The organism is Nesterenkonia sp. LB17 (assembly GCF_022565915.1).
Taxonomy (GTDB): Bacteria; Actinomycetota; Actinomycetes; order Actinomycetales; family Micrococcaceae; genus Nesterenkonia.
Genome location: NZ_JAJOYX010000001.1, coordinates 744649 through 766228, shown reverse-complemented (window position 1 = coordinate 766228; position 21580 = coordinate 744649). Strand labels below are relative to the sequence as shown.

Genomic DNA, 21580 nt, shown 5'->3' with positions numbered 1-21580 from the left:
CCCGCGATCAGATGCGGCAGGCGTGGATGGAGGAGACCAGGATCGCGCGGGCGCCGAGCTCGTAGAGCTCGTCCATCAGCTGGTTGGTCTTCTTGGCGGGGACCATCGAGCGCACGGCCACCCAGTTCTCGTCCGCCAGCGGAGAGATGGTCGGCGATTCCAGGCCCGGCGTGATCGCGGCGGCCGCCGGCAGCAGGTCCCGGTGCACGTCGTAGTCCATCATCACGTACTGGGCGGCGACCATCACGCCCTGCAGACGGCGGATGAGCCGGTCCAGGCCCTCGGGGTGCTGGTCGCGGCCGGAGATCAGGATCGCCTCGGAGCGCATGATCGGCTCGCCGAAGGTCTCCATCCCGGCGGCCTTGAGCGTGTTGCCGGTCTCGACCACGTCGGCGATGGCGTCGGCCACGCCGAGCCGCACGGAGGTCTCGACCGCGCCGTCGAGGTGGACGACCTCGACGTCGGGCACGCCCTGGTCCTGGAACCACTGGGCCAGCAGGCCGTCGTAGCTGGTGGCCACCCGGGTGCCGGCGAGGTCTGCGGCGCTGGTGAATCGTCCGGCGGGTCCGGCCAGGCGGAAGGTGGACTTGCCGAAGCCCAGCCCGAGGACCTCTTCGGCGCCGTGGTCCACCCGGGCGTCCTGGAAGAGGTCTCGGCCGGTCAGGCCGACGTCGAGGGTGCCGGCGCCGACGTAGACGGCGATGTCGCGGGGCCGCAGGTAGAAGAACTCCACCCCGTTCTCCTCATCGAGCATGACCAGTTCGCGCCGGTCGCGGCGCTGGACGTAGCCAGCCTCGGAGAGCATCTCCATGGCGGCCTCGGAGAGGGCGCCCTTGTTCGGAACAGCAATGCGCAGCATAGGGATCTCGTCTTTTCGTGTGCAGGTGACGGCGGTGTCGGCGAACTCGCCCGGGAGGTTCAGAGGTACTTGTAGACGTCCTCGGGAGCGATGCCCTTGGCGATCATCATGACCTGCAGATGGTAGAGCAGCTGGGAGATCTCCTCGGCGGTCTCCGCATCACTCTGATACTCGGCCGCCATCCAGACCTCGGCGGCCTCTTCGACGACCTTCTTGCCGATCTGATGGACGCCTGCATCGAGGGCTGCGACGGTGCCTGAACCCTCCGGACGGGTCTCGGCCTTCTGGGCAAGTTCGGCGTAGAGCTGATCGAAGGTTTTCACCGCTCCAGGGTATCTCACCGGTTCAGCGCGGCGATCTCCACGGCTGCGGCGACGGCGGCGTGGGCCGCCTCGAAGCCCTTGTCCTCCTTGGAGCCCTCCAGACCGGCGCGGTCCAGCGCCTGCGCCTCGTCGTCGCAGGTGAGCAGTCCGAAGCCGACCGGGGTGCCGGTGCTCAGCGCGACCTGGCTCAGACCGTCGGTGGCGGCGGTGCAGACATAGTCGAAATGCGGGGTCCCGCCGCGGATCACCACGCCCAAGGCGACGACGACGTCGAAGCTCCTCGCGGCATGGGAGGCGATCACCGGCAGCTCGAAGGAGCCGGGAGCCCGGATCACGGTGACGTGCTCAAGACCGATCTCCGCGCAGAAGCGGCGCGAGCCGGCGATCAGCCCGTCCATGACCACCTCATGCCAGCGCGAGGCGACGACGGCGACGCGCAGGTCCTGCTCGGCGGCAGCGGTGCGCAGCGCCGCCAGCTCGGAGGTCTCGATCTGGGGTGTTCCGGTGCCGCTCATGCGGGCTCCTCTGCTGTGGTGGTCGGTGTCATGGGGATCACTGCCGGTCAGGTGTCACTGTTCGTGACATCTCGCTGTTCGTGACATCTCACTGTTCGTGACGTCTCAGGGTTCGTGACGTCTCACTGCTCGTGCAGCTGGAGGTGGTCCAGCGTGTGGTTCATCCGGTCCCGCTTGGTCTCCAGGTACCGGCGGTTGGTCGCGTGCACCACTCCGGTGGAGGGCGCCAGCTCGACGTCGAGCCCGGCGCTGCGCAGGGTCTGCACCTTGAGCGGGTTGTTCGTCATCAGCCGCAGCCGGCGGATGCCGGCGGCGTAGAGGATCGCAGCGGCGCCGGAGAAGTCGCGCAGCTCCGCGGCCAGCCCCAGCATCTCGTTGGCCTCCACGGTGTCCGCGCCCTGCTCCTGGAGCTTATAGGCGCGCATCTTGTTGGCCAGACCGATCCCGCGGCCCTCGTGGCCGCGCAGATACAGCAGGTGCCCGCCGTCGTGCTGGATGGACTCCAGCGCGGAGGCCAGCTGAGTGCCGCAGTCGCAGCGTCGGGAGCCCAGCACGTCTCCGGTGACGCACTCCGAGTGCATCCGGATCAGCGGCCGCGTGGTGGCCTCATTGCCCTCACCGGGAGCCTCGGAGCGGGCGGAGATGAGCATGTGCTCGTGTCCGGTGGCGTGCTCGGTCCAGACCTGGGCGGCGAAGACTCCGTGATCGGTGGGCAGGGTGACCACCGGTCCGGGGGTCACCAGCTTGGACAGCTCGTCGCCGGGCGCCTCCCAGCTGGCGGCGACCGAGTCCATCGCGGTGCCCGGCTTGGGGGTGCCGCCGCGGTAGACGATCAGATCGGCGATCGAGATCAGCGCATACTCGTGCTCATCGGCGAACTTGCGCAGCGCGGGCAGGCGCATCATCCGGCCGTCGTCGTGGGTCAGCTCGGCGATGACGCCGACCTCGGGGAGCCCGGCGAGCCGGCAGAGGTCGACTGCGGCCTCGGTGTGGCCGTCGCGCCCGAGGACTCCCTGCGGATCGGCGATCAGCGGGAAGATGTGCCCCGGGCGGCTGAGGTCCGCCGCGGTGCTCGCCGAGTCTGCCAGCACCTTCACGGTGAGCGCCCGGTCGGCCGCGCTGATCCCGGTGCTGACCCCGGTGGTCGCGTCGGCGCTGATCGTGTACGCGGTGCCCTTGGGGTCCTCGTTGTCCACCACCATCGGGGGCAGTCCCAGGTGCTCGGCGCGTTCAGCGGTCATCGGGGTGCAGATCACGCCGGAGGTGTAGCGGATGGTCAGCGCCATCAGCTCGCTCGTGGCCATCGCGGCCGGGAAGATGATGTCGCCCTCGTTCTCCCGATCGGCGTCGTCGACGACGATCACCGGGCGCCCCGCGGCGAGCTCGTTGAGCGCGACGTCGATCCGGTCCAGCACCGGAGCAGGGGTCTCCGGCTGAGGAATTGCGGGCACCGACCCCGGCTTCTGGTCGGTCGTGGGCGGCTCATCGGCCGCACGCGGCTCGGCGGCGGCATCGGCGGATTCGACGTCCGGCGCGGCGGCAGGGGCGACGGCGGCCGTCCGGTCAGCGGCGAGGTGCTGGTCGAACTGGAGCATCCGGCGGGCGTACTTCGCCAGCACGTCGACCTCGATGTTGACCTGTTCACCGATCCCGGTGCTGCCCAGGGTGGTCTCGGCCAGCGTGGTGGGGATCAGGCCGACCTCGAACCAGGGGTCGGTCGCCCCCGGGGCGGAGACCGCGGTGACGGTCAGCGAGACCCCGTTGATCGCGATCGAGCCCTTCTCCGCGATGTACGGCGCCAGCTCGGGGCTGATCAGGAAGCGGTGCCGGCCGTCCCGGGGATCTGCCTCGATGAGCTGCGCGAGTCCGTCGACGTGTCCCTGCACCACGTGCCCGTCCAGCCGGGCGCCGGACGGCAGGCAGCGTTCAAGGTTCAGCGGGTCCCCCACCTTCAGCTGTCCCAGCGTGGTGCGCGAGAGGGTCTCGCGGATCAGCTCCACGCTGACCTGCTCGGCCTCGATGGCGACCGCAGAGACACAGACGCCGTTGACGGCGATCGAGCCGCCGAGCCCGAGCCCCTCGGTGTGTCCCGGGGCCGCAAAGCTCAGCCGCTCCACGCCCTTGGCCGGATCGAACCGACGTGTAAGGACCTCTCCCAGACCAGTCACGATTCCGGTGAACATGTATCTCCTTTCGGCTGCAGGTGCACACAGACATCGGAGTCCATGATCTGCACCGGCCCGCTCTCCGCGGGGTCAAGAGCGAAGCGGGGCGCCTCGCTCAGCGTTCTCACACCGATGTCACCGATGCTGTCACGGCCTGTTCCGAGCAGCAGCGGCGCATGGTAGGCGAATACCTCATCGACGAGATCGGCGGCGAAGAAGGCCGAGAGCACGCTCTGACCGCCTTCGACCAGGACATGCTTGATCGGATAGCCGCCGTGAGTGGTCTGCGCGAGCTCCTGCAGGGCCGCCAGCGGGTCTCGGGTGCGCAGCTGCAGCCAGCCGTCGCCCTCGGGAAGACCCTGGGTCAGCTTCATCCCCGGACGCACCGGAGTGATCCCCATCACCACCCGCAGCGGCTGACGCAGGGCGAGCTCCCCGGAGGGGGTCCGCGCGGTGAGCCGGGGGTCATCCACCGCGACGGTGTTGGTCCCGACCAGGATCGCGTCGGTCCGGCTGCGCACCATGTGGGTGTGGTCTCGTGCCGCTTTGGAGGTGATCCACTGGCTGGTCCCGTCTGCGGCGGCGATGCGCCCGTCGAGGGTCTGCGCCAGATGGGCGGTGACAAAGGGACGGGCCTGCCGGGCGGCTGCGACCCAGCGGTGGTTCAACGCCTCGCACTGCTGCGCCAGCACCCCGGAGACGACGTCGATGCCGGCGCGCCGCAGCACACCGGCTCCCCCGCCGTTGCTCGAGGGGTCCGCCGCGCCGTGGACCACACGTCCCACGCCGGCGTCGATGATCAGCTGGGTGCAGGCGGGCTGGCGGCCCTGATGTCGGCAGGGCTCGAGCGTGGAGTACAGGGTGGCGGAGCTGAGGTCCGCCCCGCCGGGGTGCTCACGGGAGAAGGACACCAGTGCGTCACGCTCGGCGTGGAAGGTGCCGGCCCCGCGGTGGTGACCGATGCTCAGGACCTCAGACTCGGCGGAGACCAGGATCGCACCCACCAGCGGGTTGGCTCCGCGAACGCCGAGGAGGGCCGCCTCGAGGGCCTGGTGCATCACAGCTTCGTCTGGCACCGCATCGTCCTTCCCGGCGTGTCGACGCACTCCGGGGAGGCCGACGCCGCGGTGGCGTCGGTCGAGAACGAATGGCGGGCTCGCGGGGTCGCGGAGGCAGCCACACGGACTCTCGTGCTTCTCCCATCCAGACTGTGACTGTCGGTACCGGAATTCCACCGGTTCAACCAAGCCATGCGCAGCGGACTGCGCATGATTCGGGTCGCGGACTATGACCGCCGGTTCGGACTTTCACCGATCCCGGAGCACGAAATGTGTAGCACCAAGTGTGCCACATGCGCGTCTCGCACGGGATCGATGCCGCTGAGGGTGAAATATCGGTTCGGCTGAGCCGTCGCGGCCGTTGAGGTGTCGCCGCGGCTGGAGCATGACGCGGGTGGAAGATCACGGCGGCGCGGACGAGACGAGAAGAGGGCCCGAGACCTGGTGGTCTCGGGCCCTCTTCATCTGCCGCCTGCCGGGCGGCCCATCTGAGCGGATGACGAGATTCGAACTCGCGACCCCCACCATGGCAAGGTGGTGCTCTAGCCAGCTGAGCTACATCCGCATGAGTTCAGGATGCCCTGCCGTCCCGGAGGACGGCCGCATTTCCTGCACTCAGTGCGCGATACTGGGATCGAACCAGTGACCTCTTCCGTGTCAGGGAAGCGCGCTACCGCTGCGCTAATCGCGCCTATGCGTGGTGTCTCCACCACCGTGGCGTGTCGTTCTGTGCTGCATCCATCATTCTGCTGTGTCACTGCATCTCGTCGCCGCCGCGTCCGGCCAACCGGATGCACCTGCGAGGTGGGGACGGGAATCGAACCCGCGTTAACGGCTTTGCAGGCCGCTGCCTCGCCACTCGGCCACCCCACCGCAGTCAACCGCCGACTTGACGAGTCTTGAGCTGACATTCAGTGGTAAGGCCTGATCAGGCCCTCACACCTTGAGAGGAACTCATAATGAATCCTCTCATACCTCACGTGCTTGATCTTACGAGCGGATGACGAGATTCGAACTCGCGACCCTCACCATGGCAAGGTGATGCTCTAGCCAGCTGAGCTACATCCGCAGTGCTGTCCCGACCGCAGTTTTTCGCGGCGTTTCAACGACTTGAAACGATAGCGCAGGTCTCGCCCGCACGTCCAATCGGGACGCGGCACCGGCCTCCGCGCCCCGGCAGGACACCGGCCTGGCCTCCGACTGAGCCCCGCAGCGCCCCGGTCCGACTCACTCCGGGCCGTGTCCGACCCAGGTGGCAGACTGGAGGCAATGACACAGCCAAGCCTCGCGCACGCCACAGATCACGGCCGCATGTATTCACGCTCTCTCAGCGGCACCCCTGAGGTGCCCTCGATCACCACGGTGATCTCACAGGAGCACAAGGACCTGACCGGCTGGGCAGGGCACATGGCCAGCGCAGAGCTCGCCGGAGACGAGCGGCTGGCCAGCGCCGTCGGCTCCCCCGCCGAGCTCAAGCGACTCGCGCGGCAGGCCTCCTCGGCCGCCGAGCGCTTCCGTGACGCCGCCGCCGCCCGCGGGGATCGAGTCCACCACTACGCCGAACAGGTGGCGCTCGACTCCCTGGGGCTGACTCACGGCGCCGATGAGGCCCGCGAGGCGCTCGCCGAGCACCGCGAGACCAGCTTCGCCGACCGCTTCGACGAATGGTGGCAGCTCTACGACGTGACCCCGCTGGCCGCCGAGGTGACCGTCTGGAACCACGCCCTGGGCTATGCCGGCACATTGGATCTGGTCGCCGACATCGGCGGGCGCACCTGCATCATCGACTTCAAGACCAAGGGACTGACCCGTGCTGGTCGCGCCAAGCCGCTGAGCGACTCCGTGGTGATGCAGCTGGTCGCTGGCATGCAGGCCGAGGAGATGCTGGTCGACGCCAGGGCCGGCGAATGGAAGCCCTGGCCCTACGGCGAGGACCCGATCCTGCTGGCGGTCGCGGTCTCCGAGGCGGAAGTGGTGCCGAACCAGGCCAATCCGGCGGTGCTGAAATCGCACTGGCACAAGTTCTGGGCGCTGCGCCAGGTCTGGGAGCACAGCAGATCCGCCGAGTCGGCGGGCACCGCGCTGCGTCCGATCGCGCCGCCGCCGCTGCCCGCCCCAGCCGGCTCCGGCGCTGAACAATGACAGAATGTCCCCCATGACTGTCCTGAGCATCCGCATGATCGGCGATCCGGTGCTGCGCACCCCCGCGGCCCCCGTGAAGACTGTGGACAACAGCACGGCGGAGCTCATCGCTGACATGTTCGAGACCATGGACGCCGTCGCCGGCATCGGTCTGGCGGCTCCGCAGGTCGGGGTGAGCCGCAGGATCTTCACCTTCGACGTGGTCGGAGAGCGTGGAGTTGTGATCAACCCCGAGCTGACGCTGCTCGGGGAGCGAAGCTTCACCGCGCGGGATCCTGAGCACGGCGCTGCCGAGGGCGAGAACCTGCTCCGCGAGGGATGCCTCTCGGTGGCCGACATCTACGCCCCGGTGACGCGCGCCCAGGAGGTGCTGCTCACCGGCACAGACGCCGACGGCTCCGCGGTCCGACTCGAAGCCACCGGACTGCTGGCCGCGTGCTTCCAGCACGAGGTGGATCATCTCGACGGCCGACTCTTCGTGGATCGACTCACCGGCGCAGACAAGGTCGCCGCAGTCCGGGCGCTGCGCTCACGGGAGTACGGCCAGGCCATCGATCAGACTCTCGGCTCCCGCAAGTCCAGCCACAGCAGCTTCTTCGCCTCCTGAAAGGCCGATACAGACCATGCAGCAGTTCACCGAAGAAACCCTGGCCGCGGCCCGCGCCAAGACGCGCGGCACCATCCCCGGACCCGGCCGGATCATCTTCGCCGGCACCCCGGAGATCGCCGCCACGGCGCTGCGGACGCTGCTGCGCTCGGGCGCCGAGGTCGCGGCAGTGCTCACCCGACCTGACGCCCCGGTGGGACGACGCCGGAAGCTGACCCCCTCCCCGGTGGCGCAGGTGGCCGAAGAGGCCGGCATCCTGGTGATCAAGGCCGACACCGTCGACGCCGAGGTCACCGCCGAGCTCACTGCGGTTCAGGCCACGCTCGGCGTCGTCGTCGCCTATGGCGCCCTGCTGCCGACTGCCGCGCTTCAGGCCCCCGCCCGCGGCTGGGTGAACCTGCACTATTCCCGACTGCCGCTGCACCGCGGCGCAGCGCCGGTGCCGCACACGATGCTCGCCGGCCAGACCGAGACCGCCGCCACGGTGTTCCAGCTCGAGCGCGGCATGGACACCGGACCGATCCACGGCACCTGCAGCTTTTCGATCGATGACGCCACCTCCGCCGGCACGGTCCTGGAGGAGCTGACGGTCCTCGGCGCCTCGCTGCTGATGGTGCTGCTGCCTGACCTTCTTTCTGGCAGCTCCACGCCTGAGGAGCAGATCGGTGAGCCCAGCTACGCGCCGAAGCTCACTGCCGATGATGCCTTCATCGACCCGCGCCGCCCGGCCGCGGAGCTGGTGCACCGGATCAATGCGACCATTCCCGAGCCCGGCGCCTGGACGCTGAGCGCTGATCAGCGCATCAAGCTCGGCGTCGCGAGGCTCTACCGCCCCGAGCCGGGCATCACCGACGCCGGGCAGGCCGACGCCGCCCATGCGTCCGGACAGCCCGGACAGCCGGCCGAGCCGAACCCCCTCCAGGCCGCTCCCCCGATCGGCGAGGTGCGCCAGCTCGACCCCGAGCAGCCCGGCGCCCAAGCGCTGATCGGGTTCCGCGCCGGCGACGGTGCCGACGTGGTGCTCACCAGCGTCCAGCCCGCCGGCAAGCAGATGCTCAACGCCGCCGACTGGTACCGCGGCCTGCACGGCCAGGTGCTGCTGGGTGGGCCGGAGCAGGAGCGACCCGACCAGGTGCTCCCAGACCACGCCGCGAACACCCCCGCCACACCCACCTCCCCGACGACCTCCACGACCCCCACGGAAGAGCGCACCCGATGAGCCACAGCGGCCGAGACGCAGGACAGCCGCCCAGTCGCAGGAACGAGAAGGGCCGCGAACGCAACCGCGGCGGAAAGGCCGCCGCCGGTCAGGGCAAGGCGGGTCAGGGCAAGGCGGATCAGGGCAAGGGTGCGGCGGCACGCGGCTTCAGCGCCGCAGCACCCGCACAGCGCAAGCGTCGCGCTGATCCTGCGCGACTCACCGCCTTCACCGTGCTGCGCGCGGTCAGCCGCGACGACGCCTACGCCAACCTGACGCTTCCCGCCGAGATCAGGGCTAAGCGCCTGGACAAGCGTGATGCCGGCTTCGCCACCGAACTGACCTACGGCACGCTGCGCGGCACCGGCACCTACGACGCGATCCTGAGCGCCTGCGTGGACCGCCCGCTGGGCGAGCTCGACGCCCCAGTCCTGGACGCTCTGCGACTCGGGGCGCATCAGCTGCTGAACATGCGGGTCGAGACCCACGCCGCGGTGGATGAGACCGTGGCCCTGGTGCGCGCCGAGATCGGCGCCGGCCCCAGCGGGCTGGTCAACGCCGTGCTGCGCAAGGTCAGCGCCAAGACCCTGAGCGAATGGACCGAGAAGCTCTCCGCCGATCGCAAGCTCAGCGGCGACGACGCGCTCGCGCTGACCCACGCCCACCCCGCCTGGGTGGTGCGTGCGCTGCGCCAGTCACTGCGCCTGCACGGCCGCGGCACCGAGCTCGAGGCGCTGCTGCGCGCCGACAATGCCGCCCCCGAGGTCCATCTGGTCGAGCTTCCGGGGACCAGCCCGGCCGAGGGTGACCGGCTGCGCAGTGCACAGCAGGCCGGCGCCGTGGCATCCACCGCATTGACCGGGGCCGCGATCTTCCGCGGCGGCGACGTCGCCCGACTGCCCGGGACCCGCGAGGGCCAGCTGCGCGTCCAGGACATCGGCTCCCAGTGGGTCACCCGCGCCCTGGCTGACGCGGAGCTTCCCCAGGAGTCCGACACCGCCGAGCGCTGGCTCGACCTCTGCGCAGGCCCTGGCGGAAAGGCCGCGCTGCTGGCGGCACTGGCAGCCCAGCGCGGAGCCTCGGTGCTCGCCAATGAGCCCGCCGCCCACCGCGCGAAGCTCGTGACCAAGGCACTGGCCGCGGTGGACCCGCAGGCCTGGACGGTGCGCACCGGCGATGGCCGCACCATCGCGGAGGCATCGGTCGGTTCCGGCTTCCAGCGCATCCTGGTCGACGCGCCGTGCACCGGCCTCGGTGCTCTGCGACGCCGCCCGGAGGCCCGCTGGCGGCGCACCCCCGGGGACCTCTCCGGGCTCACCGCACTCCAGCAGGAGCTCCTCGACGCCGCCGTCGGGGTCCTCGCTCCCGGGGGGCTGCTCGCCTATGTGACCTGCTCCCCACATATGGCCGAGACCGTGATCCAGGTCGATGACCTGCTGCGTCGCCACCCGGAGCTGGTGCTGCGCGACGCCCACGAGCCGATGCGTGCCGCGGCCGAAGACGCCGGCGCGGCGCTGCTGCGCGATGAACAGGGCAGCGCCAGCACCGAGACCGCCGCACGCTGTGTCCAGCTCTGGCCGCATGTGCACGGGACCGATGCCATGTTCTTCGCCCTGCTTCAGCGCCCGGTGGACGCGAAGAACGAGGCGCCTGCCGCCGAAGCGGACGCTGCTGCGGATGACCGGGCCGATAGGATCGCCTTGTGATCAGCCCCCGCATCCACCCCAGCATCCTCAACGCCGACTTCGCCAACCTCGCGAGCGAGCTGAGGCGGATCAGCTCCGCCGACGCCGTACACGTCGACGTGATGGACAACCATTTCGTGCCGAACCTGACCATCGGACTGCCGGTGGTGAAGTCCCTGCGCGCGGCCACCGAGCTGCCCATGGACATCCACCTGATGATCGAGGATCCGGACACCTGGGCGCCGCAGTACGCCGAACTCGGCTGCGAATCGGTGACCTTCCACGCCGAGGCTGCGCAGGCACCGATCCGGCTCGCCCGCGAGCTGCGCTCCCAGGGCGCTCGATCGGCGATGGCGCTGAAGCCGGCCACCGGGATCGAGCCGTATCTGGACATGCTCGGAGAGCTGGACATGCTCCTGCTGATGACCGTGGAGCCAGGCTTCGGCGGTCAGAGCTTCCTGGACCTGATCCTGCCGAAGATCCGCCGCGCCCGGCAGGCCGTGGATGACCTGGGCGGGAACGTGGCGCTGCAGGTCGACGGCGGCATCAGCACCGAGACGATCCAGCGGGCCGCCGAGGCGGGTGCAGACACCTTCGTCGCCGGTTCAGCGGTCTACTCCGCCGAGGACGCCGCCTCCGCCATCGCCGAGCTGCGCAGACTCGCCAGCTGACGCCAGCGGTGGCTGCCGCCGGACTCAGCCGCCGACAAGCCCGCGGAGCTCGCGGCGAGAACGGATCTTCAGCTTCGCCATCGCGTTGGCCACGTGATACTCCACCGTGCGCACCGAGAGCACCAGCCGCTCGGCGACCTCGCGGTTCGTCAGTCCCTCCGAGACCAGCATCGCGACCTGCCGCTCGCGTCGGGAGAGACCACGCAGCGCCTCTTCCGCGCGGAGGCTCAGCACCGGCTCGGACTTCCCCGGAGGGCCTCCAGGTTCCCGGCTGGTGAGCTGACCCGCCGAGCGTCGAGGGTTCGCCGAGGACGCCGGGCCGCCCGCTCCCCCGGCCGCCGCCGCGGTCCCTATGGTGGTCGTCCTGGCAGCGCTCGACATTGCCGCGGCTGACCTCACCGCTGGCGTCCTGGTTGCCGGCGCCCTGGTTGCCGGAGTCCTGGTCGGTGACGCCTCGGGCCCGGCGACGCCTGATCCGGAAACCTCGCGCCCTGAAACGTCGTGTCCCCGAACGCCCGGTCCCGGTACCCCGAAGCCGTCCGCTTCCCCGGCGAAGATCCGCGGGCGCAGCGCCTCCATCAGCTGATTGGCCCGGTCCAGCTGCGCCTCGGCGCGGCAGGACTGGAGCACCGAGGCTGCCCACACGGCCAGCTCCAGCGCGGTGGCCCTGTGCCGGGACAGCTCCTGCGGGTAGGCCGTGACCAGGGTGGCGATGTCGATGCTGAGCATCGCTCGGAAGATCCTGAACCCGCCGCCCTCCCCCGGCGGCTGGGTGGGCCGGATCGATTCGGCCGCGTCGTAGCCGCGCAGCACCTGGAGGAAGCTCTCCATCGACTCAAGCGGAGCACCCGCTCCCCAGCGTTCGAAGCCGCGCAGGTAGGGGGTGGTGAGGTGGCGCTGGAAGTCCACCACGCCGGACTCGCCCTCGGCGCTGCGCAGCAGGGCCGGCAGCATCGCCGCCCAGCCGCTGACATGCAGCGCCCGGGCGAGCATGCTCATCGCCTGGGGCTCCATCGCCCACCACACGGTGCCGTCGTTGCGCATGCTCAGCAGGTTCCGGGCCACTCCGCGGAAATCGTTCTGCGAGGCCGCCAGGGAGGCCTCCACCCAGTCGATGGTCCCGGTGGCCAGCGGAAGGTAAGCGAACTGGCTCTCGCGCAGCACCTCCAGCCGGGTGCGGACCGTCTCGATCTCCCCGCGGGCGGCGGGGAGCACCGCCGACACGGCGTAGGCGACATGGGAGGCGGCATTCTCCCCGCGTGCCAGACCCTCTCCCGCGGCGCGATCGGCCATCTGTTCGGCCTCGTCCCAGTAGGCAGAGCTGAACAGCAGCAGCGCCAGCTGGGAACGGGCATACATCACGTAGCTGCTGGTGCCGTCCTGGGCGGCGGCGACGCTGAGATCCTGATAGGCGCAGCCCATGTGTCCGATCTGCCGGTGCAGTCCCCCGCGCACCGCGTAGAGCGCCCCTTCGAACCGCTCGACGCCGGCCCGGCCATGCAGCTTCCTCAGCGCGGTCGAGACGTGGTCGATCATTGCGGCGGCATCACCGGGATCCTCCGCGGAGAACTCGATCCAGAAGCTGTTCAGCGACGCCATGCCCTGCAGCTGGCCGAGATCCCAGATGTCACCGAGCAGGTCGAGGCCGTCCCCCCGGCCCAGCACCTCGGCGAGCGCGGAGGAGACCTGTTTCGCCAGCGCGGCGCCGCGGCGGCGGCGCGCCGCGGCGTACAGTCGGGCGCTGACCTCGATGACGGACTCGGCATAGATGGGCAGCCCTCGGTCGGGCTGCGGGGTCACGGACTCCAGCTCCTGGAGCGCACCCTCGAGGTCCGACTGCTCCAGCATGATCAGCGCCAGGATCCCGGAGCGAGACGTCGACTCCGGCATCGCGCGCATGACGGGCTCCAGGGCCAGCAGGGCGGAGATCCGATTGGTCCGCACGGCGAGTCCGGCGAGCAGGTGGAGCGACTCCTCGTCGTCGAGGGCCATCGAGACGGCGAGCATGACGTGGTCGAAGGCTTCGCAGAACTCGTGACGCCTCGCGGCCTGCCGCGCGTAGCCGTGCAGCGCCGCGACGACCTCCTCCTGCTCACCCAGGGAAGGGTCCCGCCGGATAGCTTCGGCCAGGTGGCGCACCGATTCCTCCCCCTCCAGCACGCCCGCAAGCGCCAGCAGCAGCTGGGCCTGCTCCAGCTCCGCGGTGCCGCTGAGCACCGCGCGGCTCAGCGAGCGACGCGGCACCGCATACCGGCCGGTCAGCTCCTCCCAGCTCAGCAGCGCGGTGCTCAGCAGTGCGGCGGGGTCCACGGCGGCTCCCACCGCGGCTTCGAGCTGGCTGCGACTCAGCGAGGTGTCAGCGGCGGCCAGCAGCGCAACGGCGCGGCGGTCGGGCTCTTCCAGACCGGTCATCTGGGTCATCACGTCTCGGTGCATTCCGCTGTAGTCCGCGGAACGCACGGTGGCGGCCAACGCCTGGTCGATGCTGCGGGCCCCGGAGGGGACCCGGCGCAGCCAGCGCCCCACCTGTTCCACCAGGCCTGGGTATCCATCGGTCTCGCGCAGCACTCGAGCCACCACCGAGGTCGCGATCGGCAGCTCGGAGTGCGCCTCCAGCAGCTCACCCACCTCCCGCAGCGGCAGCGGCTGCAGGCCGATGTAGGTGCCGCGCGGGCTGGCCTGAGCGAGCCGGATGAGCCGCTGAACCTCGGGCCGCACTGAGCCCTGGGTGCTCAGCACCACGAGCACCGGGCCGTTCTGGAAGAGACTCAGCCCGCGCCAGAGCGCATCGGCGGAGACCTCGTCGATCAGGTGCAGGTTCTTGACGCTCACCAGGTAGGGCACCTGCAGGTTCTGCCCGGCATCGAAGCTGGCGGCCAGGAGATCCTCCAGCTCGTCGGGGCCGGTGGAGCCGGCGCCGAGAAGATGTCGGATCGCGGATCCGGCGCGGGCGCTGAAGGACTCGTCGAGCAGGATCGTGCGTTCGTCCCATTCCGGATACGACTCCATCGCCTGATGCAGCAGACGGGTCTTCCCTGAGCCGGTGAAACCCTCGATGACCACGAACTGTGCCGTGCCCGTCCGCGCGCGCTCAGCAGCCCTGCGGATCAGCTCGATCTCTTCGCGCCTGCCCACAAAAGGGTCACTGCGGTGCACCGTGGGCTCCTCTATTGATGGATCAGATGCCCGTCAACTATACCGGCCCGTATCTTCTACTGGGTTTCACCGGTCGAACTACGTGGTTTTGCTCCATCTGCGCGAGGCGCCTGCGCACGCGGCGTGTAATGGAAGGGCCTCCTCGGAGGCGCAGGTGGTCCGGAGAGAAAGTTCAGGGGGTTCTCTCCGGACCATCCGTGCGTCCGGGGTCTCCCGCAGGAGGTTCTGCGCGGGCCTGCGGTGAGTCCTGCACCGCACGGCATGTCGGGACCATCACCGGGGATGAAAAGACCGGTGGCGCTCTCAACCTTCCCCAGAAGAGACCGCCACCGGTACAGACTTGAGTCTAACGGAATCCGAATCTGGGCTGCACCACGGTTGCACCTGAGGTTGAAGGTCCGTGCAGCTCCTCGCGGCGCAGCTCCGCGATCGCGTTCTCGAAGTCCTGCAGCGAATCGAACCCGCGGTACACCGAGGCGAAACGCATATAGGCGACCACGTCCAGGCGGCGCAGCGGGCCGAGGATCGCGAGCCCGACGTCGTTGGCATCCACCTCGGCGTTGCCCGCGGCGCGGATGTTCTCCTCCACCTCCTGGGCCAGCACGGCGAGGTCATCGTTGGAGACCGGCCTGCCCTGGCACGCCTTGCGGACGCCGTTGATCACCTTGGACCGATCGAAGGGCTCAGCCGCTCCGGAGCGCTTGATCACGTTCAGGCTGGTGGTCTCCATGGTGGTGAACCGCTTGGAGCACTGCGGGCACTGCCGACGTCGCCGGATGCCGGAGCCATCATCGAGCATGCGGGAGTCGACGACTCGGGAGGAGTCATGGCGGCAATAGGGGCAGTACATGCCCCGAGTCTACCCACCACATATAGTGTGCTTCAAATCTTCGACCACAAGATGTTGTGACGCTGTCGGCCTGCGTCTGCTGGCGCCGACCGGGTGCCGCAGTCCGCTCAGAGCTCCAGGCAGCCTGGGCCGAGCAACACCTTGAGATCCCCGAAGAGCGCCGGCGAGGGACTGACCTGGTACTCGTGGCCCAGCCGCATGAGCTCGATCTTGTCCCCGGAGAGCAGCCGCACGTGCACGTCGCTGTTGCCGCGATGCGCGCGCAGGGTCCGTCCCAGCTCCATGACCAGGTGTTCCGAGGCCCGCTGGGACGAGACGGAGACGACGACGGGCCCGGCGTTGCCGTCCTCATTGATCTCCGGCACGGTCACGTCCATGGCCTTGAGCGTGACGCTGCCGTCCTCACGCCGGTCGATCTGACCCTTCACCGAGACCACCAGGTCCTCGGCCAGGATCATCGAGACCGCCTGATAGGTCTTGCCGAAGAACATCACCTCGATGGTGCCGGCCATGTCCTCGATCTCGGCGCGTGCGTAGGGGTTTCCCGAGGACTTCGCCACCCGGCGCTGCAGCGAGGTGATCATCCCGGCGATCGTGATCCCGGCGCCGTCGGCCGGGCCGTCCTCCCCCATCACCGAGGAGATGGAGCGATCCGCATGGTGGGCCAGGACCCGTTCCAGGCCCTGGAGCGGATGGTCAGAGACATAGAGGCCGAGCATCTCGCGCTCGAAGGAGAGCTTGTCCATCTTCTCCCACTCCGGCAGGTCGGGGACGCTGACCGAGAGCGAGTCTCCGAGCTCCATGTCGGCGCTGCCGAAGAGGTCGGTCTCATAGGCCTGGGAGCCCTTCTTCTCCGAGATCGCCTGGTCGATGGCCTGCTCGTGGATGGTCACCAGCGCCCGCCGGGTGTGCCCGAGCTCGTCGAATCCGCCGGCCTTGATCAGCGATTCGACGGTGCGCTTGTTGCACACCTGCATCGGCACCTTCTTGAGGAAGTCGGCGAAGGTCTCGTAGCGGCCCTTCTCCTCCCGCGCGGAGACCATCCCGGCGACCACGTTGGACCCGACGTTGCGCACCGCGCCCATGCCGAAGCGGATGGTGTCGTCACCGACCGGGGTGAAGGTCAGCGCGGACTCGTTGATGCTCGGGGAGGTCACCGTGACACCCATGCGGCGGCACTCGGAGAGGTAGAGCGCGAGCTTGTCGCGGTTCTCACCCACCGAGGTGAGCAGGGCGGCCAGGTACTCGGCACGGTAGTTGGCCTTGAGATAGGCGGTCCAATACGCGATCAGCCCGTAGGCGGCGGTGTGGGCCTTGTTGAAGGCGTAGTCGGAGAACGGAAGCAGCACGTCCCACAGCGCCTTGATCGCCGGGGCGGAGTAGCCGTGGGACTCCATGCCGGAAGAGAAGTTCACGTACTGCTTGTCCAGCTCGGACTTCTTCTTCTTGCCCATGGCGCGGCGCAGGATGTCGGCCTGGCCCAGCGAGTAGCCGGCGACCTTCTGCGCGATGGCCATGACCTGCTCCTGGTAGACGATCAGCCCGTGGGTGGTGCCCAGGATCTCGAGCAGCGGCTCCTCCAGCTCCGGGTGGATCGGGCTGACGTCCTGATGCCCGTTCTTGCGCAGCGCATAGTTGGTGTGCGAGTTCGCACCCATCGGCCCCGGGCGGTAGAGCGCCAGGGCGGCCGAGATGTCTTCGAAGTTGTCCGGGCGCATCAGTCGCAGCAGCGAGCGCATGCCGCCGCCGTCGAGCTGGAAGACTCCCAGGGTGTCTCCGCGGGCCAGCAGATCATAGGCGGCCCGGTCGGTGAGCTCGAGGTTCTCCAGGTCGAGCTCGATGCCCTTGTTGAGCTGAATGTTCTCCAGGCAGTCGGAGATGATCGTGAGGTTGCGCAGACCCAGGAAGTCCATCTTGATCAGACCCAGGTTTTCGCAGATCGGATAGTCGAACTGCGTGATGATCGCGCCATCCTGCTCGCGCTTCATGATCGGGATGATGTCGATCAGCGGGTCGCTGGACATGATCACCCCTGCCGCGTGCACGCCCCACTGGCGCTTCAGCCCCTCCAGCCCGGAGGCGAGGTTGAAGATCTCCTTCATCCGTGGGTCCGAGTCGACGAACTCCCGCATCTCGGCGGCCTCGGAGTACCGGGCCGACTTGGACTCGTAGATGTCGCCCAGCGGCATCGGCTTGCCCATGGCGTCGGGCGGCATCTTCTTGGTCAGCTGGTCGCCTGTGGAGAAGGGTTCCCCCATGACCCGGGCGGAGTCCTTCAGCGCCTGCTTGGACTTGATCGTGCCGTAGGTGACGATCATGGCCACGCGCTCGTCGCCGTATTTGTTGACCACGTACTGGATGACCTCGGAACGCCGACGGTCATCGAAGTCGACGTCGAAGTCGGGCATGGAGACGCGGTCGGGGTTGAGGAAGCGCTCGAAGATCAGCCCGTGCTGCAGCGGGTTGAGGTCGGTGATGCGCATCGCGAAGGCGACCATCGAGCCGGGCCCGGAACCGCGGCCCGGACCCACTCGGATGCCCTGCTCCTTGGCCCAGGTGATGAAGTCGGCCACGACCAGGAAGTAGCCCGGGAAGCCCATCTGGGTGATGACGCCGATCTCGTACTCGGCCTGCTTGCGCACCTCGTCCGGGATGCCGTTCGGGAACCGGTAGTGCAGACCCTTCTCGACCTCCTGGATGAACCAGGACTCCTCGGACTCTCCATCGGGCACCGGGAACCGGGGCATATAGGAGGCGGACTCGTTGAACTCGACCTGGCAGCGCTCGGCGATGGCCAGGGTGTTGTCGCAGGCGTCGGGGAAGTCGCGGAAGAGGTCGCGCATCTCGGCGGCGGACTTGAGGTAGAACTCCTCGGAGCCGAACTTGAACCGGTTCGGGTCATCCAGGGTGGAGTTCGACTGCACGCACAGCAGCGCCCCGTGGGCCTTGTGATCATGCTGGTGGGTGTAGTGCAGGTCGTTGGTGGCGACCATCGGCATGTTCAGCTCGCGGGCGAGCTTGATCAGGTCCTGTTTGACCTTGCGCTCGATGTCCAGGCCGTGGTCCATCAGCTCGCAGTAGAAGTTCTCCCGCCCGAAGAGGTCCTGGTACTCCCCGGCGGCCTTCTTCGCCTCCTCGTACTGGCCCAGGTGCAGCCGGGTCTGGATCTCTCCGGAGGGGCAGCCGGTGGTGGCGATGATCCCCTTGCCGTAGGTCTCCAGCAGCTCCCGGTCCATCCGCGGCTTGTAGAAGTAGCCCTCCAGGGAGGCCAGCGAGCCCATCCGGAAGAGGTTGTGCATCCCGGTGGTGTTCTCCGCCCACATGGTCATGTGCGTGTAGGCGCCGCCGCCGGAGACGTCCTTCTCCCCGATGACCCCGTCGCCCCATTTCACCCGGGTGCGGTCGGAGCGATGCGTGCCCGGAGACAGGTAGGCCTCGAGTCCGATGATCGGCTTCACGTCGTAGTTCTGGGCAGTCTTCCAGAACTCGTAGGCGCCGAAGAGGAACCCATGGTCAGTGGTGGCCACTGCGGGCATGCCGAGATTCTGGGTCTGTTCGAAGAGCTCCCCGATCTTCGCGGCGCCGTCGAGCATCGAGTACTCGGTATGGTTGTGCAGGTGGACGAAATCGCCGGTGGTTGCCATGCTCAGCCGTTCTCCAGGATCTCGAGGGCCTGGGCCAGGTCCGCGGGGTAGTCGGTGCGGTAGCTCACCCAGTCGCCGTTGCCGGGGTGGTGGAACCCGAGCTCCACCGCGTGCAGCCACTGCCGGGTCAGTCCGAGATCGGCGGCCAGCTGCGGGTCGGCGCCGTAGGTGAGGTCTCCCGCGCAGGGGTGGCCCAGCGCGGAGAAGTGGACCCGGATCTGGTGGGTCCGGCCGGTCTCCAGCGTGACGTCCATCAGGCTGGCCCGGCCATAGGCCTGCTGCAGCCGGTAGTGGGTGCGGGACTCACGGCCGCCGTCGAGCACCGCGAACCGCCAGTCGTGTCCGGGGTGCCTGCCGATGGGGGCGTCGATGGTCCCGTCCACCGGATCGGGCAGCCCCTGGACCAGCGCGTGGTAGCTCTTATGGGTGGTGCGCTGGCGGAAGGCGTCCTTGAGCAGGGTGTAGGCGTGCTCGGTCTTGGCCACCACCATCACCCCGGAGGTGCCCACGTCGAGGCGGTGCACGATCCCGCGGCGCTCCTGGGCCCCGGAGGTGGAGATCTCCACCCCGGCGGCGAGCAGGCCCCCGATCACGGTGGGCCCGGTCCAGCCGGGTGAGGGATGCGCGGCCACGCCGACGGGCTTGTCCACCACCACGATCTCGGTGTCCTGGTGCAACAGGGTCATGTCTTCCACAATTTCGATCCTCACCTCCAAGGGGTCATGCTTCTCGGGCACGACGACGGCGAGCTCGGTGCCGGCGGCAAGCCGGTCAGACTTCTTCACCGTCCGCCCGGCGGAGCGCCCCTGGGTGCGGTCCTGCGCCCAGGTGACCCGCCCGTCCTTGAGCCACTGGGTGGTGTCCGTGCGGGAGACCTCGAAGAGGGTGGCCAGCACGGCGTCGGCGCGGCCGCCGTCGAGCTCTGCGGGCACTGCGATGTCCTGGGTGCTCATGCGTCGGTCTCCGCAGCGTCGATGTTCGCGGTGTCAGACTTCCGGGTGTCAGACTTCCGGGTGTCAGACTTCCGGTTGTCAGATTTCCCCGTGTCGGTGTTCGCGGTGTCAGACGTCTTCCCGCTCTGTTCCCGGGTGCCGTCGAGGTTCAGCCCGAAGACCATCATCGTGCAGATCGCGATGATCGAGCACACGATGAAGGAGTCGGCGATGTTGAAGATCGCGAAGTTCGGCACGGCGATGAAGTCCACCACGTGGCCCTGACCGAAGGTGCTGATCCCTTCCCCGTTCAGGGAGGGGTCGCGGAAGATCCTGTCGGTGAGGTTGCCGGCGACTCCGCCGGCGAGCCCGCCCAGGCCCAGCGTCCAGAGCCAGGAGCCGCCGAGGTCGCGGCTTTTGAAGACCACATAGCCGAGCACCGCGATCATGATCAGCGTGAAGACCCAGGTGTAGTCGGTGCCCATGGAGAAGGCGGCACCCGGGTTCAGGTGGTAGCGCCAGTAGAGCACCGGGGGCAGCACCTCGGTCCGCTCCCCCAGGGTCATCGTGGTTTCGACCCACACCTTCGTTAACTGATCAGCGGCCCAGGCGAACACCGCCAGGGCCGCTGCCACGATGAGCGCAGTTCGGCGGGACGGGGTTCGCATGGACCGCTGATGGTCATCTGAGAGCTGTTTCGACACCGTTGAATTCTACAGGTCAGGTGTCACCCTGAGCGCTCGGCGTCGAGGAGCTGGATCAGTTGACGGTGGCTTCCTTCTCGATGGAGCCGCGACTGTTCAGATCTGCCAGCTGACCTTCGATGTAGTCCCTGAGCCGTGCCCGGTAGTCCCGCTCGAAGCTGGTCAGCTCGCCGACCTTGGACTCCAGGTCGGCCTTCTTGCGCTCCAGCGCGTTCAGCGTGCGGGTCGAGGTCAGCTCCGCCTCTTCGATCACGTTCTCGGCGCGGGTCTCGGCCTCGGTGACGATCTCGTTGCGGCGGCGCTCGGCCTCGGCCAGCAGCTGGGCGTGAGTGGCCTCTGCGGTGCTGACCAGCTCGTCGCGGCGGGTCTCACCCTCGGCGATGTAGGCATCCCGGGTGGTTTCGCCCTCGGCGATGTAGGCGCTGCGGGTCTGCTCACCTTCGGTGATGTATTCGGTGCGCCTGGCCTCGCCCTCGGCGATGTAGGCCGCGCGGGTCTGCTCCCCCTCGGAGACGTACTGGTCATGCAGCTGCTGCGCCATGGCGAGCACGCCGGTGGCGGAGGTGGCCTGGTCGCTCGCAGCGGGCTCCGCGGCGACGGGACGCTCCTGTGCGGGGCGGGTTCCGAGCGCGTACTCGGGGTGCGCGGTGACCGACGAGTCGGCGCTGAGCTCGTGCTCTTCGGTGCTGGGGTCCGCGGAGCCGGTCATCGTCGAGGTGGTGCCGGCGTAGCCCGAGAGGCCCGCATCCTTGAGCTCATCGGGCTCCAGGTTCGCCGGGTTCTCCTCGAGCTGTTCCTCAAGAGCCGCGACCTTGGCGGTGAGCTCCTCGTTCTCCTGGGCCAGGCGCCGCCATTCGACGACCACCTCGTCAAGGAAGTCATCGACCTCGTCCTTGTCGTAACCGGGACGGAACTTGGTCTCGGGGAATTCCTTGTTCAGGAGGTCATCGGGGGTCAGGGCCATGCGGTGTCACCTCATCGAGTGGCTGGGGAAGCTGTGAAGCTGGTCTTTGGGTCATCCATCAGGATACCCATTGCGATTCGTTGCCTTCGACTACAACCTTCAAGTGC

General features: G+C 68.6%; 16 protein-coding genes, 4 tRNA genes and 1 riboswitch. Of the genes, 5 read left to right on the top strand and 15 right to left on the bottom strand.

Annotated elements, in window-relative coordinates:
• Positions 1-7: 7 nt before the first annotated feature.
• The 9 genes from hisG to LTH96_RS03455 all read right to left on the bottom strand — a co-directional run bounded on the left by hisG (position 8) and on the right by LTH96_RS03455 (position 5989).
• Positions 8-859, bottom strand: a complete 852-nt coding sequence (hisG, locus tag LTH96_RS03495) for an ATP phosphoribosyltransferase (protein ID WP_241464350.1) — start codon at positions 857-859, stop codon at positions 8-10.
• A gap of 59 nt (positions 860-918) precedes the next feature.
• Positions 919-1182, bottom strand: coding sequence for a phosphoribosyl-ATP diphosphatase (locus tag LTH96_RS03490; RefSeq protein WP_241464349.1), 264 nt, complete (start codon positions 1180-1182; stop codon positions 919-921).
• A gap of 14 nt (positions 1183-1196) precedes the next feature.
• Positions 1197-1697 carry a 6,7-dimethyl-8-ribityllumazine synthase gene (gene ribH, locus LTH96_RS03485; RefSeq protein ID WP_241464348.1) on the bottom strand — a complete coding sequence of 167 codons (501 nt, stop codon included), beginning with the start codon at positions 1695-1697 and terminating at the stop codon, positions 1197-1199.
• Between the two features lie 122 nt (positions 1698-1819).
• Positions 1820-3880: a 3,4-dihydroxy-2-butanone-4-phosphate synthase gene (ribB, locus tag LTH96_RS03480; RefSeq protein ID WP_241464347.1), complete on the bottom strand. Its 2061-nt coding sequence runs from the start codon at positions 3878-3880 to the stop codon at positions 1820-1822.
• Complete coding sequence (gene ribD, locus LTH96_RS03475) at positions 3862-4938, bottom strand: bifunctional diaminohydroxyphosphoribosylaminopyrimidine deaminase/5-amino-6-(5-phosphoribosylamino)uracil reductase RibD (protein ID WP_241464346.1); 1077 nt, start codon at positions 4936-4938, stop codon at positions 3862-3864. Before ribD ends, ribB begins: the two co-directional genes overlap by 19 nt.
• Before the next feature lie 110 nt (positions 4939-5048).
• Positions 5049-5191: riboswitch (FMN riboswitch) on the bottom strand.
• Between the two features lie 220 nt (positions 5192-5411).
• Positions 5412-5485: transfer RNA gene (locus LTH96_RS03470), tRNA-Gly, on the bottom strand.
• A gap of 54 nt (positions 5486-5539) precedes the next feature.
• Positions 5540-5611, bottom strand: a tRNA-Val gene (locus tag LTH96_RS03465).
• A 111-nt stretch (positions 5612-5722) separates the two neighbouring features.
• A tRNA-Cys gene (locus LTH96_RS03460) sits at positions 5723-5793 on the bottom strand.
• Between the two features lie 122 nt (positions 5794-5915).
• A tRNA-Gly gene (locus LTH96_RS03455) sits at positions 5916-5989 on the bottom strand.
• 200 nt (positions 5990-6189) lie between these two features.
• Between LTH96_RS03455 and LTH96_RS03450 the strand changes: the two genes are divergently transcribed.
• Genes LTH96_RS03450 through rpe form a run of 5 tightly spaced genes read left to right on the top strand, consistent with a single transcriptional unit; the run spans position 6190 to position 11223 of the window.
• Positions 6190-7062 (top strand): PD-(D/E)XK nuclease family protein, encoded by an 873-nt coding sequence (locus LTH96_RS03450; RefSeq protein WP_241464345.1) that lies wholly within the window; start codon positions 6190-6192, stop codon positions 7060-7062.
• 13 nt (positions 7063-7075) lie between these two features.
• A complete protein-coding gene (gene def, locus LTH96_RS03445; RefSeq protein WP_241464344.1) occupies positions 7076-7669 on the top strand; it encodes a peptide deformylase in 594 nt (197 codons plus the stop codon).
• A 16-nt stretch (positions 7670-7685) separates the two neighbouring features.
• The gene (locus LTH96_RS03440) at positions 7686-8888 is read left to right on the top strand and encodes a methionyl-tRNA formyltransferase (protein WP_241464343.1); all 1203 of its coding nucleotides are present in this window, start codon (positions 7686-7688) and stop codon (positions 8886-8888) included.
• Positions 8885-10573: an RsmB/NOP family class I SAM-dependent RNA methyltransferase gene (locus LTH96_RS03435; protein ID WP_241464342.1), complete on the top strand. Its 1689-nt coding sequence runs from the start codon at positions 8885-8887 to the stop codon at positions 10571-10573. The genes LTH96_RS03440 and LTH96_RS03435 overlap by 4 nt, the downstream gene beginning before the upstream one ends.
• Positions 10570-11223 carry a ribulose-phosphate 3-epimerase gene (rpe, locus tag LTH96_RS03430; RefSeq protein WP_241464341.1) on the top strand — a complete coding sequence of 218 codons (654 nt, stop codon included), beginning with the start codon at positions 10570-10572 and terminating at the stop codon, positions 11221-11223. The genes LTH96_RS03435 and rpe overlap by 4 nt, the downstream gene beginning before the upstream one ends.
• 24 nt (positions 11224-11247) lie before the next feature.
• Here rpe and LTH96_RS13180 read toward each other — a convergent pair whose 3' ends face one another.
• The 6 genes from LTH96_RS13180 to LTH96_RS03400 form a co-directional block, all read right to left on the bottom strand.
• The gene (locus tag LTH96_RS13180) at positions 11248-14379 is read right to left on the bottom strand and encodes a helix-turn-helix transcriptional regulator (RefSeq protein WP_241464340.1); all 3132 of its coding nucleotides are present in this window, start codon (positions 14377-14379) and stop codon (positions 11248-11250) included.
• Between the two features lie 346 nt (positions 14380-14725).
• Positions 14726-15229: a transcriptional regulator NrdR gene (gene nrdR / locus LTH96_RS03420; RefSeq protein ID WP_241464339.1), complete on the bottom strand. Its 504-nt coding sequence runs from the start codon at positions 15227-15229 to the stop codon at positions 14726-14728.
• Positions 15230-15336: 107 nt separating this feature from the next.
• Positions 15337-18873 carry a DNA polymerase III subunit alpha gene (gene dnaE, locus LTH96_RS03415; protein WP_241464338.1) on the bottom strand — a complete coding sequence of 1179 codons (3537 nt, stop codon included), beginning with the start codon at positions 18871-18873 and terminating at the stop codon, positions 15337-15339.
• 2 nt (positions 18874-18875) lie between these two features.
• Positions 18876-19826 carry an RluA family pseudouridine synthase gene (locus LTH96_RS03410; protein WP_241464337.1) on the bottom strand — a complete coding sequence of 317 codons (951 nt, stop codon included), beginning with the start codon at positions 19824-19826 and terminating at the stop codon, positions 18876-18878.
• Positions 19823-20509 (bottom strand): signal peptidase II, encoded by a 687-nt coding sequence (locus LTH96_RS03405; RefSeq protein ID WP_241464336.1) that lies wholly within the window; start codon positions 20507-20509, stop codon positions 19823-19825. The genes LTH96_RS03410 and LTH96_RS03405 overlap by 4 nt, the downstream gene beginning before the upstream one ends.
• Positions 20510-20564: 55 nt before the next feature.
• Positions 20565-21473 (bottom strand): DivIVA domain-containing protein, encoded by a 909-nt coding sequence (locus LTH96_RS03400; RefSeq protein ID WP_241464335.1) that lies wholly within the window; start codon positions 21471-21473, stop codon positions 20565-20567.
• Between the last annotated feature and the right edge of the window lie 107 nt (positions 21474-21580).

What these genes read in the sequence shown, in the direction of transcription:
- ribH (WP_241464348.1), bottom strand. Translation starts at nt 1,697, where the DNA reads ATGAGCGGCACCGGAACACCCCAGATCGAGACCTCCGAGCTGGCGGCG.
- LTH96_RS03440 (WP_241464343.1), top strand. Translation starts at nt 7,686, where the DNA reads ATGCAGCAGTTCACCGAAGAAACCCTGGCCGCGGCCCGCGCCAAGACG.
- LTH96_RS03435 (WP_241464342.1), top strand. Translation starts at nt 8,885, where the DNA reads ATGAGCCACAGCGGCCGAGACGCAGGACAGCCGCCCAGTCGCAGGAAC.
- def (WP_241464344.1), top strand. Translation starts at nt 7,076, where the DNA reads ATGACTGTCCTGAGCATCCGCATGATCGGCGATCCGGTGCTGCGCACC.
- LTH96_RS03400 (WP_241464335.1), bottom strand. Translation starts at nt 21,473, where the DNA reads ATGGCCCTGACCCCCGATGACCTCCTGAACAAGGAATTCCCCGAGACC.
- LTH96_RS03410 (WP_241464337.1), bottom strand. Translation starts at nt 19,826, where the DNA reads ATGAGCACCCAGGACATCGCAGTGCCCGCAGAGCTCGACGGCGGCCGC.
- hisG (WP_241464350.1), bottom strand. Translation starts at nt 859, where the DNA reads ATGCTGCGCATTGCTGTTCCGAACAAGGGCGCCCTCTCCGAGGCCGCC.
- dnaE (WP_241464338.1), bottom strand. Translation starts at nt 18,873, where the DNA reads ATGGCAACCACCGGCGATTTCGTCCACCTGCACAACCATACCGAGTAC.
- LTH96_RS03450 (WP_241464345.1), top strand. Translation starts at nt 6,190, where the DNA reads ATGACACAGCCAAGCCTCGCGCACGCCACAGATCACGGCCGCATGTAT.
- ribB (WP_241464347.1), bottom strand. Translation starts at nt 3,880, where the DNA reads ATGTTCACCGGAATCGTGACTGGTCTGGGAGAGGTCCTTACACGTCGG.
- nrdR (WP_241464339.1), bottom strand. Translation starts at nt 15,229, where the DNA reads ATGTACTGCCCCTATTGCCGCCATGACTCCTCCCGAGTCGTCGACTCC.